The sequence below is a fragment of the Duganella sp. GW821-FHT07F09 genome (assembly GCF_059418705.1).
Map to the genome: position 1 here is coordinate 125,737 of NZ_JBWKQJ010000001.1, position 15,440 is coordinate 141,176.

The following is a 15,440-nucleotide window of genomic DNA, read 5'->3' on the forward strand; positions in this document are numbered from 1 at the left end:
TCCGATCCGGCCCCTTTGCCGGTCCGGCGCGCGACTACATTCGATGACAGAAGCTTAAAAAAAAGACCAGTCCGTAAGACCAAACATATCAACGGGAGATATCGTGAAGACAAACGAAAAACAGGGGACGTCCGGCCGCAAGGTCGCCTTGCGCACACTGGCGCGCAGCATCGCCGTGGCATTCGCCGGCACCGCCGCCGTGCCCCTGGGCGCGCTGGCCCAGGACGACATACAGAAGGTGGTCGTCACCGCGCAATCGCGATCGCAATCGGCGCAGGAGGTGCCGATCTCGATGGAGGTCGTAACGGCCAAGGATATCCGCAACCTGGGCGCCAGGAACCTGGGCGATTTGAATGGTTATCTTCCCGGCCTGGAGGTGGAGGCCACCCAGCCCACGCAGCCGATCTTCGGCATACGGGGCGTGCAGGCGGGCGACTTCGGCATCGGCACCGACATGCCGGTCGGGATCTATGTCGACGGGGTCTATACCGGCAAGACCGGCGGCGCGCTGATGAACTTCATCGATATCCAGCGCGTCGAAGTACTCAAGGGGCCGCAAGGGACGCTGTTTGGCCGCAACAGCGCCGCCGGTGCGATCTCCGTCGTCACCAACGAACCGGATCAGACGTTCGACATGAACGGCCACCTCAAGGTCGGCGAATATGGTCGCGCCAATATGGATGCAATGGTCAACCTGCCGTTGGCCGACAACACGACGGCGCGGCTGGTGTTCGTGCGCGCCGAGAGCGATGGCTGGGTGCGCAACGCCACCACCGGCGACCGGACCGCCGGCGACAAGTCGTGGGCCACGCGGCTCTCGCTCAAACAAAAAATCAGCGACGCTACCCTGAACCTGACCCTGGAACACGAGCAGCTGCGCCAGAAAGGCTGGCCGGCTTTCGGCGTGGTCAAGGACCCGGCGCTGCCGTTCGCCGGCTTCACTGGGGTCTACGACGCCGCCTATGTGGCCAACTTCGTCGATCCGCGCAAGGCGCCGCTGGAGAACGACACCGGCGGCAGCGAGCGCCGCACCTTCGACGGCGCCAGCCTGCGCGCGGAGCTGCCGCTGGGCGCGCTCACACTCCGCTCGATCACGGCCTACCGCACCTTCTCCACCTACAACCTGACCGACAACGACGGCACCGCGCGCAGCGGCTTCTCGCTGGCAAACACGGACCAGAAAAAAGCCTACAACTGGCAGCAAGAATTCAAGCTGTCCGGAAAAACCGAGCACCTGGACTGGATCGCCGGCGCCAGCTTCTACGACAACCGCGAGCGGCAATCATCAACCGCCCTGCTCAATACAGCGACCCTGGACAACGTCAGCCTGCTCAGCGGCGGCAACGCCGACCTGGCGGGCCTGTTCGGCGCGCTGGGACAGGCCGGCATTCCCGGCGTCGACGCGTCGTCGAATTTCCCGTGGGGCGAAACCACCCACAACTACCTGCGGACGCGCGCCTTCTCGGTCTATCAGGACGTGATCTGGCACGCCACGCCGTCCACCAACCTGACCCTGGGCTTGCGCTGGAGCCGCGACCGCAAGAACATGGAATGGCACGTGCCGGGGCGCGCGTCGCCGGCGCTCGACGCCCTGCTCAACACCTATGGTCCGCTGGCCGGACTGGACGCCTCGGCGCTGCCGTCGAACCAGATCTTCTACGCGGCCGGTCAACTGGCGGCCACTCCGGTCCAGTCGACGAAAAGCTGGACCGACTGGAGTCCGCGCCTGGTGCTGGACCATAAGCTGACGCCGGACCTGCTGCTGTTCGCCTCCCTGTCGAAAGGCTACCAGGCGGGCGGCTTCAATGTCTTCACGCCGCCGAATCCGGCCTCCGCCAACCCCAGACAGCGTGACCCGAGTTACGATCCCGAGAAAATGACCAATTTGGAGTTGGGCTTCAAACTGTATGTCCCATCCATCAAGGCCACGCTCAACGGCTCCGTGTTCGCCTACCGTTTCAAGAACCTGCAGGACATCAAGCTTGGCGGCACCGGCCCCATACCGACCTACAATGTGGTCAACAGCGACCAGCAAGCAAAGGGACTCGATCTCGATGGCCGCATCCGCGTATCGCCGAATCTGACGCTGTTCGCGGGGCTGGAGCTGATCGACCAGACCTATAAGCGTTACCTCACCATCGACGACAGCGGCGCGGCCCTGGACCTGTCCGGCCAGACGGTCGGCACGCCGACCTTCAACGGCATGGGCGGCGTCAACGCTAGTTGGGAAGCGCTGGGCGGCAGGATCAGCACCACCCTGCAGGGCACCTATCAGAGCAAGGCCCGCTGCAACGACGACACGCGCGCGCTGCAATGCCTGAACGCGCCGGCCTTCCGCACCGGCCAGGCGCGCAGCAAGGCCGACTTCCGTCTGGGCTGGGACAACGCCAACGGCAAATTCGGCATCGCCCTGCTGGTGAATAATCTGTTCGACAAACAGTATGTGCACACGCTCGACGGCCAGACCAAGCCATTCGGCCTGCCGTACGCCATCGTCACGCCCCCGCGCACCGTCTCGCTGGAGTTGAGGGGCAACCTGTAGGACTTAGATGGCGCTACCCTCGACCCGCACGAAGGGGCCGATGCAGCGCTCCATGCTGCGCTCCACGCACATCAGGAACATGTCGCCGCCGGGATGGAACAGCAGGTAGTTGGTGACCGAGCGCCCCGGCTTGGTGATCTGGCCGGCGCAATCGGGTTTGCCGTTGTCCTTGACGAGGGTATCGACCGACTTGTAGAAGCCCTGTTTGTCCGGCTGGTCGGCGATGACGAAGGTGGACTCGGCCACCTCCTCGTTGCTGAACACCAGCGTGCTGCCGTCACCGCGCACCCGGTAGGTCTCGCTGCAGGAGCCGTCGGGCAGCGTGATTTTCCAGATGCCGATGTACGGATGATCGTGCCGCACCGGCGCGGCGCAGGCCGTCGTCGGCGCGCCGGCGAGCGCCAACGAGGCCGAGAGCGCGGCCGTCAGGAAAAGAACTCTCCTCATCATTGCATCCTCCCCACGCCAGATTGTTTTGTCATTTAAGCTATTAAAGCATAAGCGCGCCGGCGATCTTTCGGCGCGCCGCTGAAAACTCGTTTCTTCACGTATATAATTATCGAATTGACACTCGTCTGTGGAGAACCAATGCTATCGCATGTCTACGTCGGCACCAACGATTTCGAAAAGGCGTTCGGGTTTTACAGCGGGATGATGGAGGCTCTCGGCACGCGCCTGCGCTTCAGCGATCCGGCCAGGCCGTGGGCGGCGTGGATGCCGGCGGAAGGCGGACGGCCGCTGTTCATCATCGGCAAACCGTACGACGGCCAGCCGGCGGGATGCGGCAACGGCCAGATGATCGCGCTGATGGCGACCTCGCGCGAGGCGGTCGACCGCGCCCACGCGGCGGCACTGGCGCATGGCGGCCAATGCGAGGGACCTCCGGGACTGCGTCCGCAGTACCACGACAGCTACTATGGCGCCTACTTCCGCGACCCGGAGGGGAACAAACTGGGCGTCGTCTGCCACGACGCCGCCGGTCTTTAACGCAAAATCAGGCCAACGCCTCCTTGGCCGCTTCCTCCGGCGTCAGGCCGTCGTAGAACTGGTCGGTGAACCATTCGACCTGCTCTTCGATGTGATCCTGCGCCTCCGCCACCGTCGCGCCACCTTTGACCAGGAAACCCTCGACCTCGATACACCAGTTGATCAATTCCAGGGTTTCCGGATCCAGTTCCTCTTTTTTCTTTGCCATGATTTACCTCTACATCGGGTGGGTACGAGCCTCCAGTGTAACAGGCGGCAGGCTTACTTCTCCGGGTACAGCACCACCTGCACATAATTATTCATGTCGAAGTAGCGCGTGGCCGCCTCCTTCAAATCCGACGGCTTGAGCGCCTGCACGCGCTCTTCGTACTTCAGGATATCCTCGGGATTGCTGTCGTTGAAGAAGGCGTTCTGCAGGGACGCCATCCAGTAGCCGTTCTCGCGCATGCCCTTCTGGTAGCCTTTGAGCCAAGCGGATTTGACCTTGTTCAGGTCCGCCTCGTCGGCGCCGTTCCGCTTGATCTTCTCGATCTCGGCGAACGTCGCGGCGATCACCTTGTCGACGTTCTCCGGCGCGCACGGCAAATTGGCACTGATCGAGTAGTTCCCGTACGGGATGCGGTTCAGCGAGCCGTTCATGCCGCCGCTGTAAATAACGCCCATCTTCTCGCGCAGCACCTCGATCAGTTTGATATTCAACACCTCGACCAGCGCCTGCAGCCGCATGCGCTCCTCGCGCGAGTATTTGGCTTCGCCGGTGAACGACAGCGAAATGGTGCTCTTCGGATCGGCGCCGGCGCGCACCTCCTTCTTCACCACGCCCCGCACCGGACGCACACCTTCATCCTTGAAGGCCACCGGGATTTCGGCGGTCGGCAGGCTGGCCAGGTAGGTCGCGATCAGCGGCTTGATCTTTTCCACATCGAAGCTGCCGACGATGAAGAAGGTGAAATCGCGCGCGCTCGACAGACGGCTTTTATAGATCTCCATCACACGGTCCAGCGCCAGCTGATCGAAGTCGGCCGGCTTGGCCGCGCGCAGCACGCGCGGGCTGTTGTTGTAGATCGTCGCGGTGATCGTATCGTAGAACACCGACTCCGGCCGTGCCATATTGTTCTGCGCCAGCTCGCGCTGGCGATCGACGTAAGCGCTGTAAATGGCGGCATCCTTGCGCGGTTGCGTCATCTGCAGATAGGCCAACTGCAACATCGACTCGATATCGTCGCTGCCGGAGCCGCAGGACACCGACTCGTTGAGCGAATTGACGCTGGCCTGGGAGCTGACGCTTTTCCCCGCCAGGACCTTCACCACGTCGTTCGGCGTGTAATTCAATATGCCCATCTGACCGACAATGCTGCTGGCGTAATGGGCCGCGAAGACATCCTTGTCGTCGAACAGCGACCAGCCGCCGTAGCGCAGGCCCGCCATCATCACCTGGTCGTTATTGAAGTCGGTGGGCTTAAGCACCACCTTGACGCCGTTGCTCAACACAAGCTCCGTGGTGCCAAGCTTCGCGTTGGCGGTTTGCTTGACGATGGTGCCCGGCTTCGGCAGGACCGGCATCAACTGGTTCGCGTAGATTTTCTCCTCCTGCGCCTTGACGCTGATCTTTTCTGCCGCGTTGGCGATGGCCACCAGATCGGTCGCCTTCGGGGTCGCCACGCCGGCCTTGTCGACGCCGGTATAGATCACCAGTTTGCTCTGGTTGTCCGGGATCGCGACCTTGACGGCGGCATTCACTTCCGACAGGGAGATATCCGGAATCAGCTCGCGCGCATAGCGGTATTCGGCGGCGATTCCCGGGATGGTTTCATCCTCCAGGAAGTGACGGATGTATTCGGCCGCGTAGTCGGACGAATCGGATTTGTCACGCTCGTTGTACAGATTCTCGTAGGTTCGCAGGATGCCCTTCTTGGCCCGTTCCACTTCGGAGGCCGTGAAGCCGTACTGGCGGGCGCGCTCGTCCTCCTCCACCAGCGCGTTGATGGCCGGCGTCACGCCGCCCTTGCCCAGCACCGCGCCGGCGCCGAACGAACGGTAGCCGCGCACGATCTTGTTCATGCCGCTGCCGCCTTGCAGGAAAGGCGGGTTGGCCTGCTGCGTCAATTCGTACATGCGTTGGCTGAGGATAAAGCTGTACAGGTTTTCGATCAGCTTCTGGCGGTAATCTGCAAGGGTCTCGCCGGCCGGCCAGGGCTGGATCGGATAGCGAATGTAAACGGAGTTGCTGCTGACTTCCTTGTCGGTGAAGACGATGCCTTCCGACTCCTGGCGCTCGGGGATCTTGGCGTATTCGCGCGGACGCGGGTTCGCCGGGTTCTTCAACTTGCTGAAATGCTGTTCGATCAGCTTCCTCGCCGCTTCCGGCTCGATGTCGCCGACCACCACCACCGCCATCAGATCCGGACGATACCAGTCGCGGTAGAAGCGCTTGATGGCGTCGTACTTGAAGTTTTTGATGATGTCTTCTTTACCGATCGGCATGCGCTGCGCGTAGCGCGACCCATTGAGCACCTTCGGCAGCACCACCTTGTTCATGCGGTCGTCCACGCCCTTGCCCATGCGGAGTTCTTCGAGCACGATGCCACGTTCGCTGTCGATGTCGGCGTTATTGAAGGACAGGCCATGCGCCCAGTCCTCCAGCACCTGGAAGCCCTGCTCGACGATCTCCTTTTTGTCGGTCGGTATCGGCAGGATGTAGACGGTTTCGTCGAAGCTGGTATAGGCGTTCAGGTCGGCGCCGAACTTTACTCCGATCGACTGCAGATACGATACCAACTCGTTGCGCTTGAAATTGGTGGAGCCGTTGAAGGCCATATGTTCCGTGAAGTGGGCCAGCCCTTGCTGGTCGTCGTCCTCCAGGATGGAACCTGCTTTGACCACCAGCCGCAGTTCCAGCTTCTTCTCGGGACGCGCGTTCTTCTGCACATAATATGTCAGGCCGTTTGCCAGTTTGCCAACCTTGACCTGGGGGCCGATCGGCAGCACGTCGCTTAGTTTAAGCGGGGGCTCCTTGCCCTGGCCCTCAACTTGTCCCTGGCCTTGCGCCAGAAAGGAAAACGACAACAGCAACGCCCCGGACAGCACCCGCAATTTAATCAATTTCATTCGGCAGACAGTATAAAAATCGGAAAAAGCTACCTTACACTGAAAATCCTGATTTGGGCTAGAATCCTCGTTCGCCTGCCGACCGGCAGGCGCCAACTTACGTCTTCGGGGCGGGGTGCGATTCCCCACCGGCGGTAAGGCCAGCGATGGCCAAGCCCGCGAGCGCCTTTCCGGCTTACCGGAAAGGGTCAGCAGATCTGGTGCGACTCCAGAGCCGACGGTATAGTCCGGATGAAAGAAGATGTGCGGTGACGCGGCCTCCCGCCCGAGCGATCGGTGTGGCGGGCCGCGCGTATTCGCTTGCCCTGTTGCGTTTTTCGCTAATGCGAGGAGCGTTCCACCATGTTTGACCAAGTATCCGCTGTATCCCCCTACTCCCTGGTTTCGGATGATCTGGACGGCCGCATCGCCGCCGCGCTCGAGGCCATGCGCGCCGGCGTGCCAGTGATCCTGCTTGATGATTTCGACCGCGAAAACGAAGCGGACCTGATCGTCGCCGCTGAAAAAATCACCGTGCAATCGATGGCGTTGATGATCCGCGAATGCAGCGGCATTGTTTGTCTTTGCCTGAGCGCCGACAAGGTGCGCGCGCTGGAGCTGCCGCCGATGGCCGTCGACAACGGCAGTCGTTACGGCACGCCGTTCACGGTATCGATCGAAGCGCGTGAAGGCGTCACCACCGGCGTCTCCGCGGCCGACCGGGTGACGACGATCCGCACCGCCATCGCGTCCGGAGCGCGGCCGGGGGATTTGGTGCATCCCGGGCATGTGTTCCCGTTGCGGGCGACGCCGGGCGGCGTGCTGGCGCGCAAAGGCCATACCGAAGGCTCGGTGGACCTGGCCGCGATGGCGGGCCTGCAGCCGGCGGCGGTGCTGTGCGAGTTGATGAACCCCGACGGCACGATGATGCGCGGCGCCGAGATCGAACGCTTCGCCGAGCTGCACGCGATGCCGATCTTGACGATCGCAGAGATGATCGAGTGGCGCAAGACCCGTAACGTCTGATCCACAACGGTCTCTGATCCGCAATGAAAACACGTAGGGCGGATTAGCGCAGCGTAATCCGCCATGCATGCGTCTCGACGGCGCATGCATTGGCGGATTACGGCGTTCCGCCTAATCCGCCCTACGTGTCTCCACGAGAACTCAGAGGCTTCACATAAAAATACACCAGGGCCAACGCCGCCGCGTACGCGCACGTCACCAACCCGAACGCCATCGGCAAGCGCCACGCCCAATCCCCCGTCACATGCAACACGGTACCCATCATCGCCACGCCGACCAGCGCGCCGATCTGGCGATTGGCGTTCAGCGCTGCGGCGGCGCTGTTGGCATGCGCCCGGCCCGCCACCAGCATCACCGTCGCCGTCATCCCCGGAATCGCGATCCCGATGGCGACGTTCATCACGATAGTCCCCATCACCAGCAGCCAGTATGGCGTCTGCGGCGACAGCCCGGTCAACATCACAAGCGCCGCCCCCACCCCCACCAACAGCCCATACAACATCGGCGGCCGCGTCCCAACCCGCGCCACAATGGCGCCGGAACTCAGATTGCCAACGGCGAAAGCCCCCATCATCGGTATCAACTTCAATCCAGTGTCCAGCGCATCCGCCCCGCCCTGCTGGATATAAAGGCTAAGCAGGAACAACTGCCCGAACACCGCGAAATTGATCAGAAATCCAACACCGTTGGCCGCCGCAAAAGCCGGCGTATCGAACAAGGCGCGCGGCAGCAGCGGATGCGCCCCGGTGCGCTCTCGCCCCACCAGCAGCGCGCCGCAGACCACAGCGGCCAACGCCGACGCCAGCACCGCCGCCGACATCCAGCCCAGAACCGGCCCTTCGATCAGCACAAAACTCAACGCCGCAAGCGCCGCCACGCCCAGCGCGTGGCTCAACATCGACAACGCGCGCCGGTGCGGCGGCGTGGCCGGCGCCAGCATCTGCGTCAGCACGATGCCGGCCAGACCGATCGGCACGTTCACCCAGAACACGCTGCGCCATCCGAATTCGTGCACCAGCAAACCACCCACCAGCGGACCTGCGGTCGCCGAGCATCCGACGATGGCCGACCAGGTGCCCAGCATGCGCGCCCGAGTGCCCTGGTCCTCGTAAGCATGCGTCAGCAGGCTTAAGGAGCTGGGCATGAACAGCGCCGCGCCGGCGCCCTGCAGCAACCGCGCGGCGATCAGCGCGTTGCCGCTCGGCGCCAGCGCGCACGCCACCGAGCCGAGTATGAACACGCTCAAGCCACCCTGATAGACGTTCTTGGGGCCGAAGCGGTCGGCCAGCGCGCCGCCAGCCAGCAGCAGCGCGGCGAAGGTCAGCGTGTAGCCGTCCACCACCCATACCAGCCCTGTGAGCGGCACCTGCAGGCTCACGGAGATATCGGACAAGGCGGTGTTGACGGCGGTGACGTCGATCATCGCCATCACGAAGCCGATGGCCAAGGTCATCAGCATCAGCAGTGGGGGAACCTGGCGGGCGGGCGCCGAAACGGCCGTCGCGGTGCTGGATTGGATTGTCATGGAGCGTCCTTCACAAAGATCCATTCCATCTTAGGCCGCTTGCGCAATGCGGTAAATACGCATAACATCGGCACTCTGATGCAAAAATGCATCCCGAGTGACGAGCCGACTCACCATGGACTGGGACAACGCCAGGATTTTCCTGGCCATCTACCGCAAAGGGACGCTGCGCGCAGCCGCCGGCGAGCTTAATATCGACCAGGCCACGGTCGGCCGGCGCCTCAACGCGCTGGAGGATTCGCTGGGCGCGCGCCTGTTCCTGCGCACCCCGTCCGGCTACATGGCCACGCCGGCCGGCGAACTGGCCGTCACCGCCGCCGAATCGATGGAACAGGCGGCGCTGCGCTTTCAGCGCGAAATGCAGGGCATCGACAACCGCCTCTCCGGCGTCGTGCGCGTCACCACCTCGGACACGATGGCGAGCCACTTCGTCATCGACGCCATGCGCCGCCTGCACGTGACGCACCCGGAAATCCTCATCGTCCTGAGCACCGGCACCGAAATCACCAGCCTGACGCGCCGCGAGGCCGACCTGGCCGTGCGTACGCTCAAGCCAACCAGCCCGGACCTGATCTCGCGCCACCTGACCAAACGCGGAATGGGCTTATACGCCACGCCGGAATACCTGAAAGAGCGCGGCATGCCGATACCGGGCAACGGCCTGGCGGGCCATGACATCGTGATCTATCAGAGCGCGGTGGCGCCGCGCCACCGCGAGAAAATCTGCCTGGAGCCGGTCGCCAACGCCCGCGTGGCGATCGAGGTCAATAGCGGCTTGATGCTGCTGGAGGCGGCGCGCAAGGGCATGGGCGTGACCGAACTGCCCTGCCACATGGCCGACGCCGATCCTCGGCTCACGCGCATCTGGCCGGACCGGGTCGACCACTACGACGTCTGGCTGGTGATGCACAGCGATCTGAGTCGCAGCGCGCGCGTACGCGCCGCCGCCGACGCCATCATCGACAGCTTCCCGGGAAGCCAGGTACGATGACGAACACCTCCCCGCGCCATCCCGGTGCTAAGATGCCAACATGAACGCTCAAGCATCGACTCCATCCATATTGCAACGGCTCCACCATGGCGCGGTCGACTGGCTGCAGACCTGGTGGCGGCTGGCGCAGTTCGCCGTGCTGATGCTGTCGGTCGCGTTCACGCCGGCCACATACGGCCGCGCCAACCGTCCGGTGCTGGCGCGCCACCTGGTCGCGGACACGGTGCCCAACCTGGCCTGGTTCGGGGTGCTGTCCGCGCTGGTCAGCCTGGTGCTGATCCGTATCGTGGTGGTCACCTCGCAAAGCTACGGCCTGTCGCGCTTCGCGCTGGAGATGGTGGTGCGCGTGCTGGTGCTGGAGCTGATTCCATTGACCGCCGCCGCCTTCGTCGCCCTGCGCACCACCTTGCCGGCCGGCCTGGAGTTCTCGCAAGGACGTGGCGCCGGCACCGTCGCCACCGTGCAGGAGCTGCACAGCGAATTTTTCCCGCGCGTGGCCGCCGGCGTCTTCGCCGTCTGGATGCTGGCCGCCGTCAGCTGCGTATTGACCCTGATCCTGGCCTATCTGACCTTGTACGGCTTCACGCCATGGGCGCTGACGGGCTACACGCGCGTGGTCGGCCAGGTGTTCAACCCCGCCGTCACGCTGATACTGGTGCTGAAGGTCGTGTTCTTCAGTTTTGCCGTCGGCCTGATTCCGATGGCGTCCTCGTTCTACTTCGGCGCCAACTTCCGCGTCAAGGTCACGCACGGCCTGTCGGACATGGTGCGGCTGTTCGCCATGATCCTCCTCATCGAAGTGGCCTCACTGATGGGCAACTACTACTAAGCGGCGATAGCCTCAAAAACCATGACTGAACAACCAACCCAAACAACCCACACCGCCCCGCCGGTGCGCAACGCCGAATTCAAAGCCGCCGTGCTGTTGGTGATCATGGTGCTGCTGGTCGCCGGCGCGGCGGTATATCTACTGTACGCGCGCGGCGCCTTCGAATCCACGCAGACGCTGTTCCTGGAGGCGGACGACTCCGAGGGCGTGGTCGTCGGCATGGACGTCACCTTCGCCGGCTTCCCGATCGGGCGCGTGCGCCGCATCGAATTGAGCAAGGAAGGCAAGGCCCGCATCGTCGTCGACGTGCCGCGCGACGACGCGCACTGGCTGCGCAAGTCCAGCATCTTCACCCTGGAACGCGGGCTGGTGGGCGGCGCCAAGCTGCGCGCCTTCACCGGCATTCCGACCGACCCGCCGCTGGAGGAAGGTGCCGCGCGCTCGCTGCTGGTGGGCGATCCGGGCGCCGAGATCCCGCGCCTGCTGGCCACGGCGCGTGATCTGCTGGAAAACCTCAACACGCTGACGGCGGAAAATTCCGCGCTGGCGGCCAGCCTGGCCAACATCCAGGGCGTGACCGGAAAACTGAACGGACCATCGGGCGCCATGGGACTGATCGCCGGCGACGACAAAAACGCGCAGCAATTGACCGAGCGCGCCAACAAGCTGCTGGTCACCGTCAACGCGCTGGCGATCAAGGCCGATAGCCTGATCGGCCACGCCGACACCCAGGTCTTCGGGCCACAGGGCGTGGTGACCGACGCGCAGGCCACCATCGTCCAGCTGAACGGATTGCTGGCCGACGCGCGCAACAGCCTCAAGAAAATGGACGCGGTGCTGGTGGAGGCGCAAGCCGTCGGCGCCAACGCCAAGGAAGCCACCGCCGATTTGGGCACGCTGCGCGCCGAGGTGGAAAGCAGCCTGCGACGGGTCGAACAACTGGTCAACGAAATCAATAAAAAATGGCCGTTCAAGCGCGATACGGAGATCAAACTGCCATGAAGAATACCGCTCCGCCGATCGCCGCAGCCATGGCAACGGCCATGGCCGCCCTGCTGGCCGCCTGCGGCAACAACCCGCCGGTGCCGGACTGGCAGATGAACGCCCAAAGCTCGATAGAACGCTCAACCGCCGCCTACATGACCGGCAACGCCCGCGTGGAAGAAGCCGAATACAAACGCGCCCGCGATGCGCTGGGCAGCACCGGCAAGGTCGATCTGATCATCCGCGCCGAATTGATACGCTGCGCGGCCCGCGTGGCGTCGCTGGTGTTCGAGGACTGCGCCGGCTTCGACAAGCTGGCGGCGGACGCCGGCCCGGCCGACCGCGCCTACGCGGCCTATCTGTCCGGCCGCGCCACCGCCGCCGATGCGGCGCTGCTGCCCGCGCAGCACCAGCCGGTTGCCGCGGCGACCAGCGACACGGCCGCCGCCGGCGCCGCGCAAGCGATCGCGGACCCGCTATCGAAACTGGTCGCCTCCGGCGTGCTTATGCGCGCGAACAAGGCCACGCCAGCGTTGCTGGCCGACGCCGTGGAAACCGCATCGGCACAAGGCTGGCGCCGGCCGCTGCTGGCGTGGCTCGGCGTGCAAGCCATGCGTGCGGAACAAGCCGGCGATACGGCGGAAACGCAGCGCATCAAACGCCGCATCGACCTGATCACCAATAAAATCTAACGACGAATGACTTACTCACTATCCCGGCCGCTGCGCGGCCTGCTCGCGATACTCGCACTGTCTTGCACCATGCTGGCGCCGCCGGCCCATTCCGCCGAAAAAATCAAGGTCATCGTCGATATGGACATCGGCGACGACATCGACGATTCGTTCGCGCTGGCGCTGCTGCTGCAAAGCCCGGAGATCGAGATCGTCGGCATCACCACCGCCTGGGGCGACACCGCGCTGCGCGCGCAACTGCTGGAGCGCATGCTGCGCGAGACGGGCCACACCGGCATCCCGGTCGCACAGGGCATCGCCAGCACAGGCAATCCGCAGCCGTTCACGCAGGCGCGCTACGCCCGGCGCGGCAAGCTGCCGGCCAAGGTACCGGCGGTGGACTTCCTGTTGGACCAGATCAAACGCCAACCGGGCCAGATCACACTCCTGGCGCTAGGCCCGCTGACCAACGTCGGCGCCGCGATCGAGCGCGACCCCGTCACCTTCGGCAAGCTGAAACAGGTGGCGATGATGGGCGGCTCGGTGCGCGCCGGCTACCGCAAATCGCAATACGTGCCATCGCGGCCGGCGGACAAGGAATACAACATCGCCTCCGATATCGGCGGCGCGCAAAAGCTGTTCAACTCCGGCGTGCCAATCGTGATGATGCCGCTCGACTCGACCCAGATACGCCTCGATGAAGTCGAGCGCAACGCCCTGCTCGGCCACGGCTCGCCCGTCACCGACGCGCTGGCGCTGATGTACCACCAGTGGATCGACGCCTACCAGCCCTGGTCGAGCAACATGCCGTCACTGTTCGACGTCGTGCCCGTGACGTGGTTGATCGACCCCGCCACCTGCCCCGCCACGCCGCTGCGCATCGTTGTCAGCGACGACGGCTACACCCGCGAGGAAGCGGGCAAGCCGAATGCGGCGGTCTGCCTGGCGTCCGACCAAAAACGCTTCTTCAACATCCTGATGCCGCGACTGCTCGAGGACGAGCCATGAGCACCCGACTCGTTTATTCGACCGAGACGGGCCGCATTTGCCCCGATTGCGGCAAGCCGCTTGCCGATTGCATCTGCAAAACGGTCGCCAAAGCCAAACCTGCGGGCGACGGCAACGTCAAGGTGTCGCGTGAATCCAAGGGGCGCGGCGGCAAGACCGTCACCCTGGTCAAGGGCTTGGCGCTCGACGCCATGGCGCTGGCCCTGCTGGGCAAGCAGCTACGCGGCGCCTGCGGCTCCGGCGGCACCGTCAAGGATGGCGTGATCGAGATCCAGGGCGATCATTGCGACCTGGTGATGGAGGCGTTGAAGAAACAGGGCCACAATCCCAAACGCACCGGCGGCTAATGTTGATTTGTTGATTGCCGTAGGGCGGATTAGGCGGAACGCCGTAATCGGCCATGAGTGAACCGCCGGCGGAGCGTGCATGGCCGATTACGCTGCGCTAATCCGCCCTACGTGATTCAGATGACCTTGAGGTCAACGTTTTAGTCACCTGAGGGTAGCTCACGGGCGGCCGCTTCGCGCAGCTTGTCCTTCTTGCTCTTGCGCTTGCCCTTGATGCCGCCGTTGACGGTGTCGGTGACCGAATCGGCCGTAGGCGGCAGCGTCTCCACCGGTTCGAAACCGGCGATCCGCTCGCGCGGCAGCAGGATATCCTGGCGCTTCTCGATCAACCGGAAATGCTGCTCCGTCTCGGCGCTGACGAAGCTGATCGCCACGCCGCTCTCCCCGGCGCGGCCGGTGCGGCCGATGCGGTGGGTGTAATCGACGGCGGAACGCGGCAAATCGTAATTGACCACCGCCGGCAGGCGCGCGATGTCGATGCCGCGCGCGGCGACGTCGGTCGCCACCAGCACCTGCAGGCGGCTGGCCTTGAAATCGCCCAGCACCTCGGTGCGCGCGCCCTGGCTGAATTCTCCATGGAAGGCGCCGGCGCGGATGCCGTTGCGATTCAACTTGTCGGCCACATGCTCCGCCGCGTACTTGGTGGCGACGAACACCAGCACCCTGCTCCACTGTTGTTCCTGGATCAGATGCTTGAGCAGCATGGTACGGCGCGGCACATCGACCATGATCGCGCGCTGAGTAATATCGGGCTTGCTCAGCGGTTCGGACAGCACCTCGACGCGGGTCGGCTGATGCAGCATGCTGTCGGCCAGCGCCTGCACAGCCGGCGGGAACGTCGCCGAGAAGAACAGGTTCTGGCGCTGCTTGGGCAGCAGTTCCAGTATCCGGTTCAGCTCTTCGCTGAAGCCCAGGTCCAGCAGGCGGTCCGCCTCGTCCAGCACCAGCATCGCCGTGCGCGATATCTTCAATGCGTTATGGTCGATCAGGTCCAGCAGGCGCCCCGGCGTGGCGATGACGATGTCGGCGCCGCCGCGCAGCGCCATCATTTGCGGATTGATCGACACGCCGCCGAACACGATCGACACCTTGACCTGCATCGACAGGTGCGACGCCAGCTTGCGCACCGATTCGCCCACTTGCGCCGCCAGCTCGCGGGTCGGCACCAGGATCAGGCCATGCAGCTGGCGCGGCCCGCTGCGGTTGTCCAGCAACGCCTGCAGCAGCGGCAGCGCGAAGGCGGCGGTCTTGCCGGAACCCGTCTGCGCCGCGCCCAGCACATCCTCGCCGCGCAAAATGGCGGGAATGGCGGCGCTCTGGATCGCCGTCGGCTCCAGATAGCCGATTTCGGTGACAGCGTTGATCAGGGAGGGAGCAAGGCCCAGCGAAGCAAATGACATGTTGGCCTATGAAGTAAGCGTGTGAATTGGCCGACAGTATAAA

14 protein-coding genes and 1 riboswitch are annotated in these 15,440 nt (G+C 63.9%); of the genes, 9 read left to right on the forward strand and 5 right to left on the reverse strand.

Annotation, left to right across the window (positions count from 1 at the left end):
* Positions 1-103 precede the first annotated feature (103 nt).
* The gene (locus tag AC07P1_RS00615) at positions 104-2,542 is read left to right on the forward strand and encodes a TonB-dependent receptor (protein WP_494694029.1); all 2,439 of its coding nucleotides are present in this window, start codon (positions 104-106) and stop codon (positions 2,540-2,542) included.
* Between the two features lie 3 nt (positions 2,543-2,545).
* Here AC07P1_RS00615 and AC07P1_RS00620 read toward each other — a convergent pair whose 3' ends face one another.
* Positions 2,546-2,989, reverse strand: coding sequence for a hypothetical protein (locus AC07P1_RS00620; protein ID WP_494694030.1), 444 nt, complete (start codon positions 2,987-2,989; stop codon positions 2,546-2,548).
* Positions 2,990-3,130: 141 nt separating this feature from the next.
* Between AC07P1_RS00620 and AC07P1_RS00625 the strand changes: the two genes are divergently transcribed.
* Positions 3,131-3,529, forward strand: a complete 399-nt coding sequence (locus tag AC07P1_RS00625) for a VOC family protein (RefSeq protein ID WP_494694031.1) — start codon at positions 3,131-3,133, stop codon at positions 3,527-3,529.
* 7 nt (positions 3,530-3,536) lie between these two features.
* Here AC07P1_RS00625 and AC07P1_RS00630 read toward each other — a convergent pair whose 3' ends face one another.
* Complete coding sequence (locus tag AC07P1_RS00630; RefSeq protein WP_090314373.1) at positions 3,537-3,737, reverse strand: hypothetical protein; 201 nt, start codon at positions 3,735-3,737, stop codon at positions 3,537-3,539.
* Between the two features lie 53 nt (positions 3,738-3,790).
* Positions 3,791-6,637, reverse strand: coding sequence for a M16 family metallopeptidase (locus AC07P1_RS00635; RefSeq protein ID WP_494694032.1), 2,847 nt, complete (start codon positions 6,635-6,637; stop codon positions 3,791-3,793).
* Between the two features lie 97 nt (positions 6,638-6,734).
* Positions 6,735-6,884: riboswitch (FMN riboswitch) on the forward strand.
* A 95-nt stretch (positions 6,885-6,979) separates the two neighbouring features.
* Here AC07P1_RS00635 and ribB point away from each other — a divergent pair.
* Complete coding sequence (gene ribB / locus AC07P1_RS00640) at positions 6,980-7,642, forward strand: 3,4-dihydroxy-2-butanone-4-phosphate synthase (RefSeq protein ID WP_494694033.1); 663 nt, start codon at positions 6,980-6,982, stop codon at positions 7,640-7,642.
* A gap of 121 nt (positions 7,643-7,763) precedes the next feature.
* Here the strand turns inward: ribB and AC07P1_RS00645 are convergent, their stop codons facing one another.
* Positions 7,764-9,167 carry an MFS transporter gene (locus tag AC07P1_RS00645; RefSeq protein WP_494694034.1) on the reverse strand — a complete coding sequence of 468 codons (1,404 nt, stop codon included), beginning with the start codon at positions 9,165-9,167 and terminating at the stop codon, positions 7,764-7,766.
* A 115-nt stretch (positions 9,168-9,282) separates the two neighbouring features.
* Here AC07P1_RS00645 and AC07P1_RS00650 point away from each other — a divergent pair, with 115 nt between their 5' ends.
* Genes AC07P1_RS00650 through AC07P1_RS00675 form a run of 6 tightly spaced genes read left to right on the forward strand, consistent with a single transcriptional unit; the run spans position 9,283 to position 13,997 of the window.
* The gene (locus tag AC07P1_RS00650; RefSeq protein WP_494694783.1) at positions 9,283-10,158 is read left to right on the forward strand and encodes a LysR family transcriptional regulator; all 876 of its coding nucleotides are present in this window, start codon (positions 9,283-9,285) and stop codon (positions 10,156-10,158) included.
* A gap of 40 nt (positions 10,159-10,198) precedes the next feature.
* Complete coding sequence (locus AC07P1_RS00655; protein ID WP_494694035.1) at positions 10,199-10,987, forward strand: MlaE family ABC transporter permease; 789 nt, start codon at positions 10,199-10,201, stop codon at positions 10,985-10,987.
* 21 nt (positions 10,988-11,008) lie between these two features.
* On the forward strand, positions 11,009-11,989 hold the full coding sequence (locus tag AC07P1_RS00660; protein WP_494694036.1) for an MlaD family protein: 981 nt from the start codon (positions 11,009-11,011) through the stop codon (positions 11,987-11,989).
* Positions 11,986-12,663, forward strand: a complete 678-nt coding sequence (locus AC07P1_RS00665) for a hypothetical protein (RefSeq protein ID WP_494694037.1) — start codon at positions 11,986-11,988, stop codon at positions 12,661-12,663. The genes AC07P1_RS00660 and AC07P1_RS00665 overlap by 4 nt, the downstream gene beginning before the upstream one ends.
* A 6-nt stretch (positions 12,664-12,669) precedes the next feature.
* Positions 12,670-13,650 carry a nucleoside hydrolase gene (locus AC07P1_RS00670; protein WP_494694038.1) on the forward strand — a complete coding sequence of 327 codons (981 nt, stop codon included), beginning with the start codon at positions 12,670-12,672 and terminating at the stop codon, positions 13,648-13,650.
* Positions 13,647-13,997, forward strand: a complete 351-nt coding sequence (locus tag AC07P1_RS00675) for a translation initiation factor Sui1 (RefSeq protein WP_494694039.1) — start codon at positions 13,647-13,649, stop codon at positions 13,995-13,997. The genes AC07P1_RS00670 and AC07P1_RS00675 overlap by 4 nt, the downstream gene beginning before the upstream one ends.
* 140 nt (positions 13,998-14,137) lie before the next feature.
* Here AC07P1_RS00675 and AC07P1_RS00680 read toward each other — a convergent pair whose 3' ends face one another.
* Positions 14,138-15,397 (reverse strand): DEAD/DEAH box helicase, encoded by a 1,260-nt coding sequence (locus tag AC07P1_RS00680; protein WP_494694040.1) that lies wholly within the window; start codon positions 15,395-15,397, stop codon positions 14,138-14,140.
* Between the last annotated feature and the right edge of the window lie 43 nt (positions 15,398-15,440).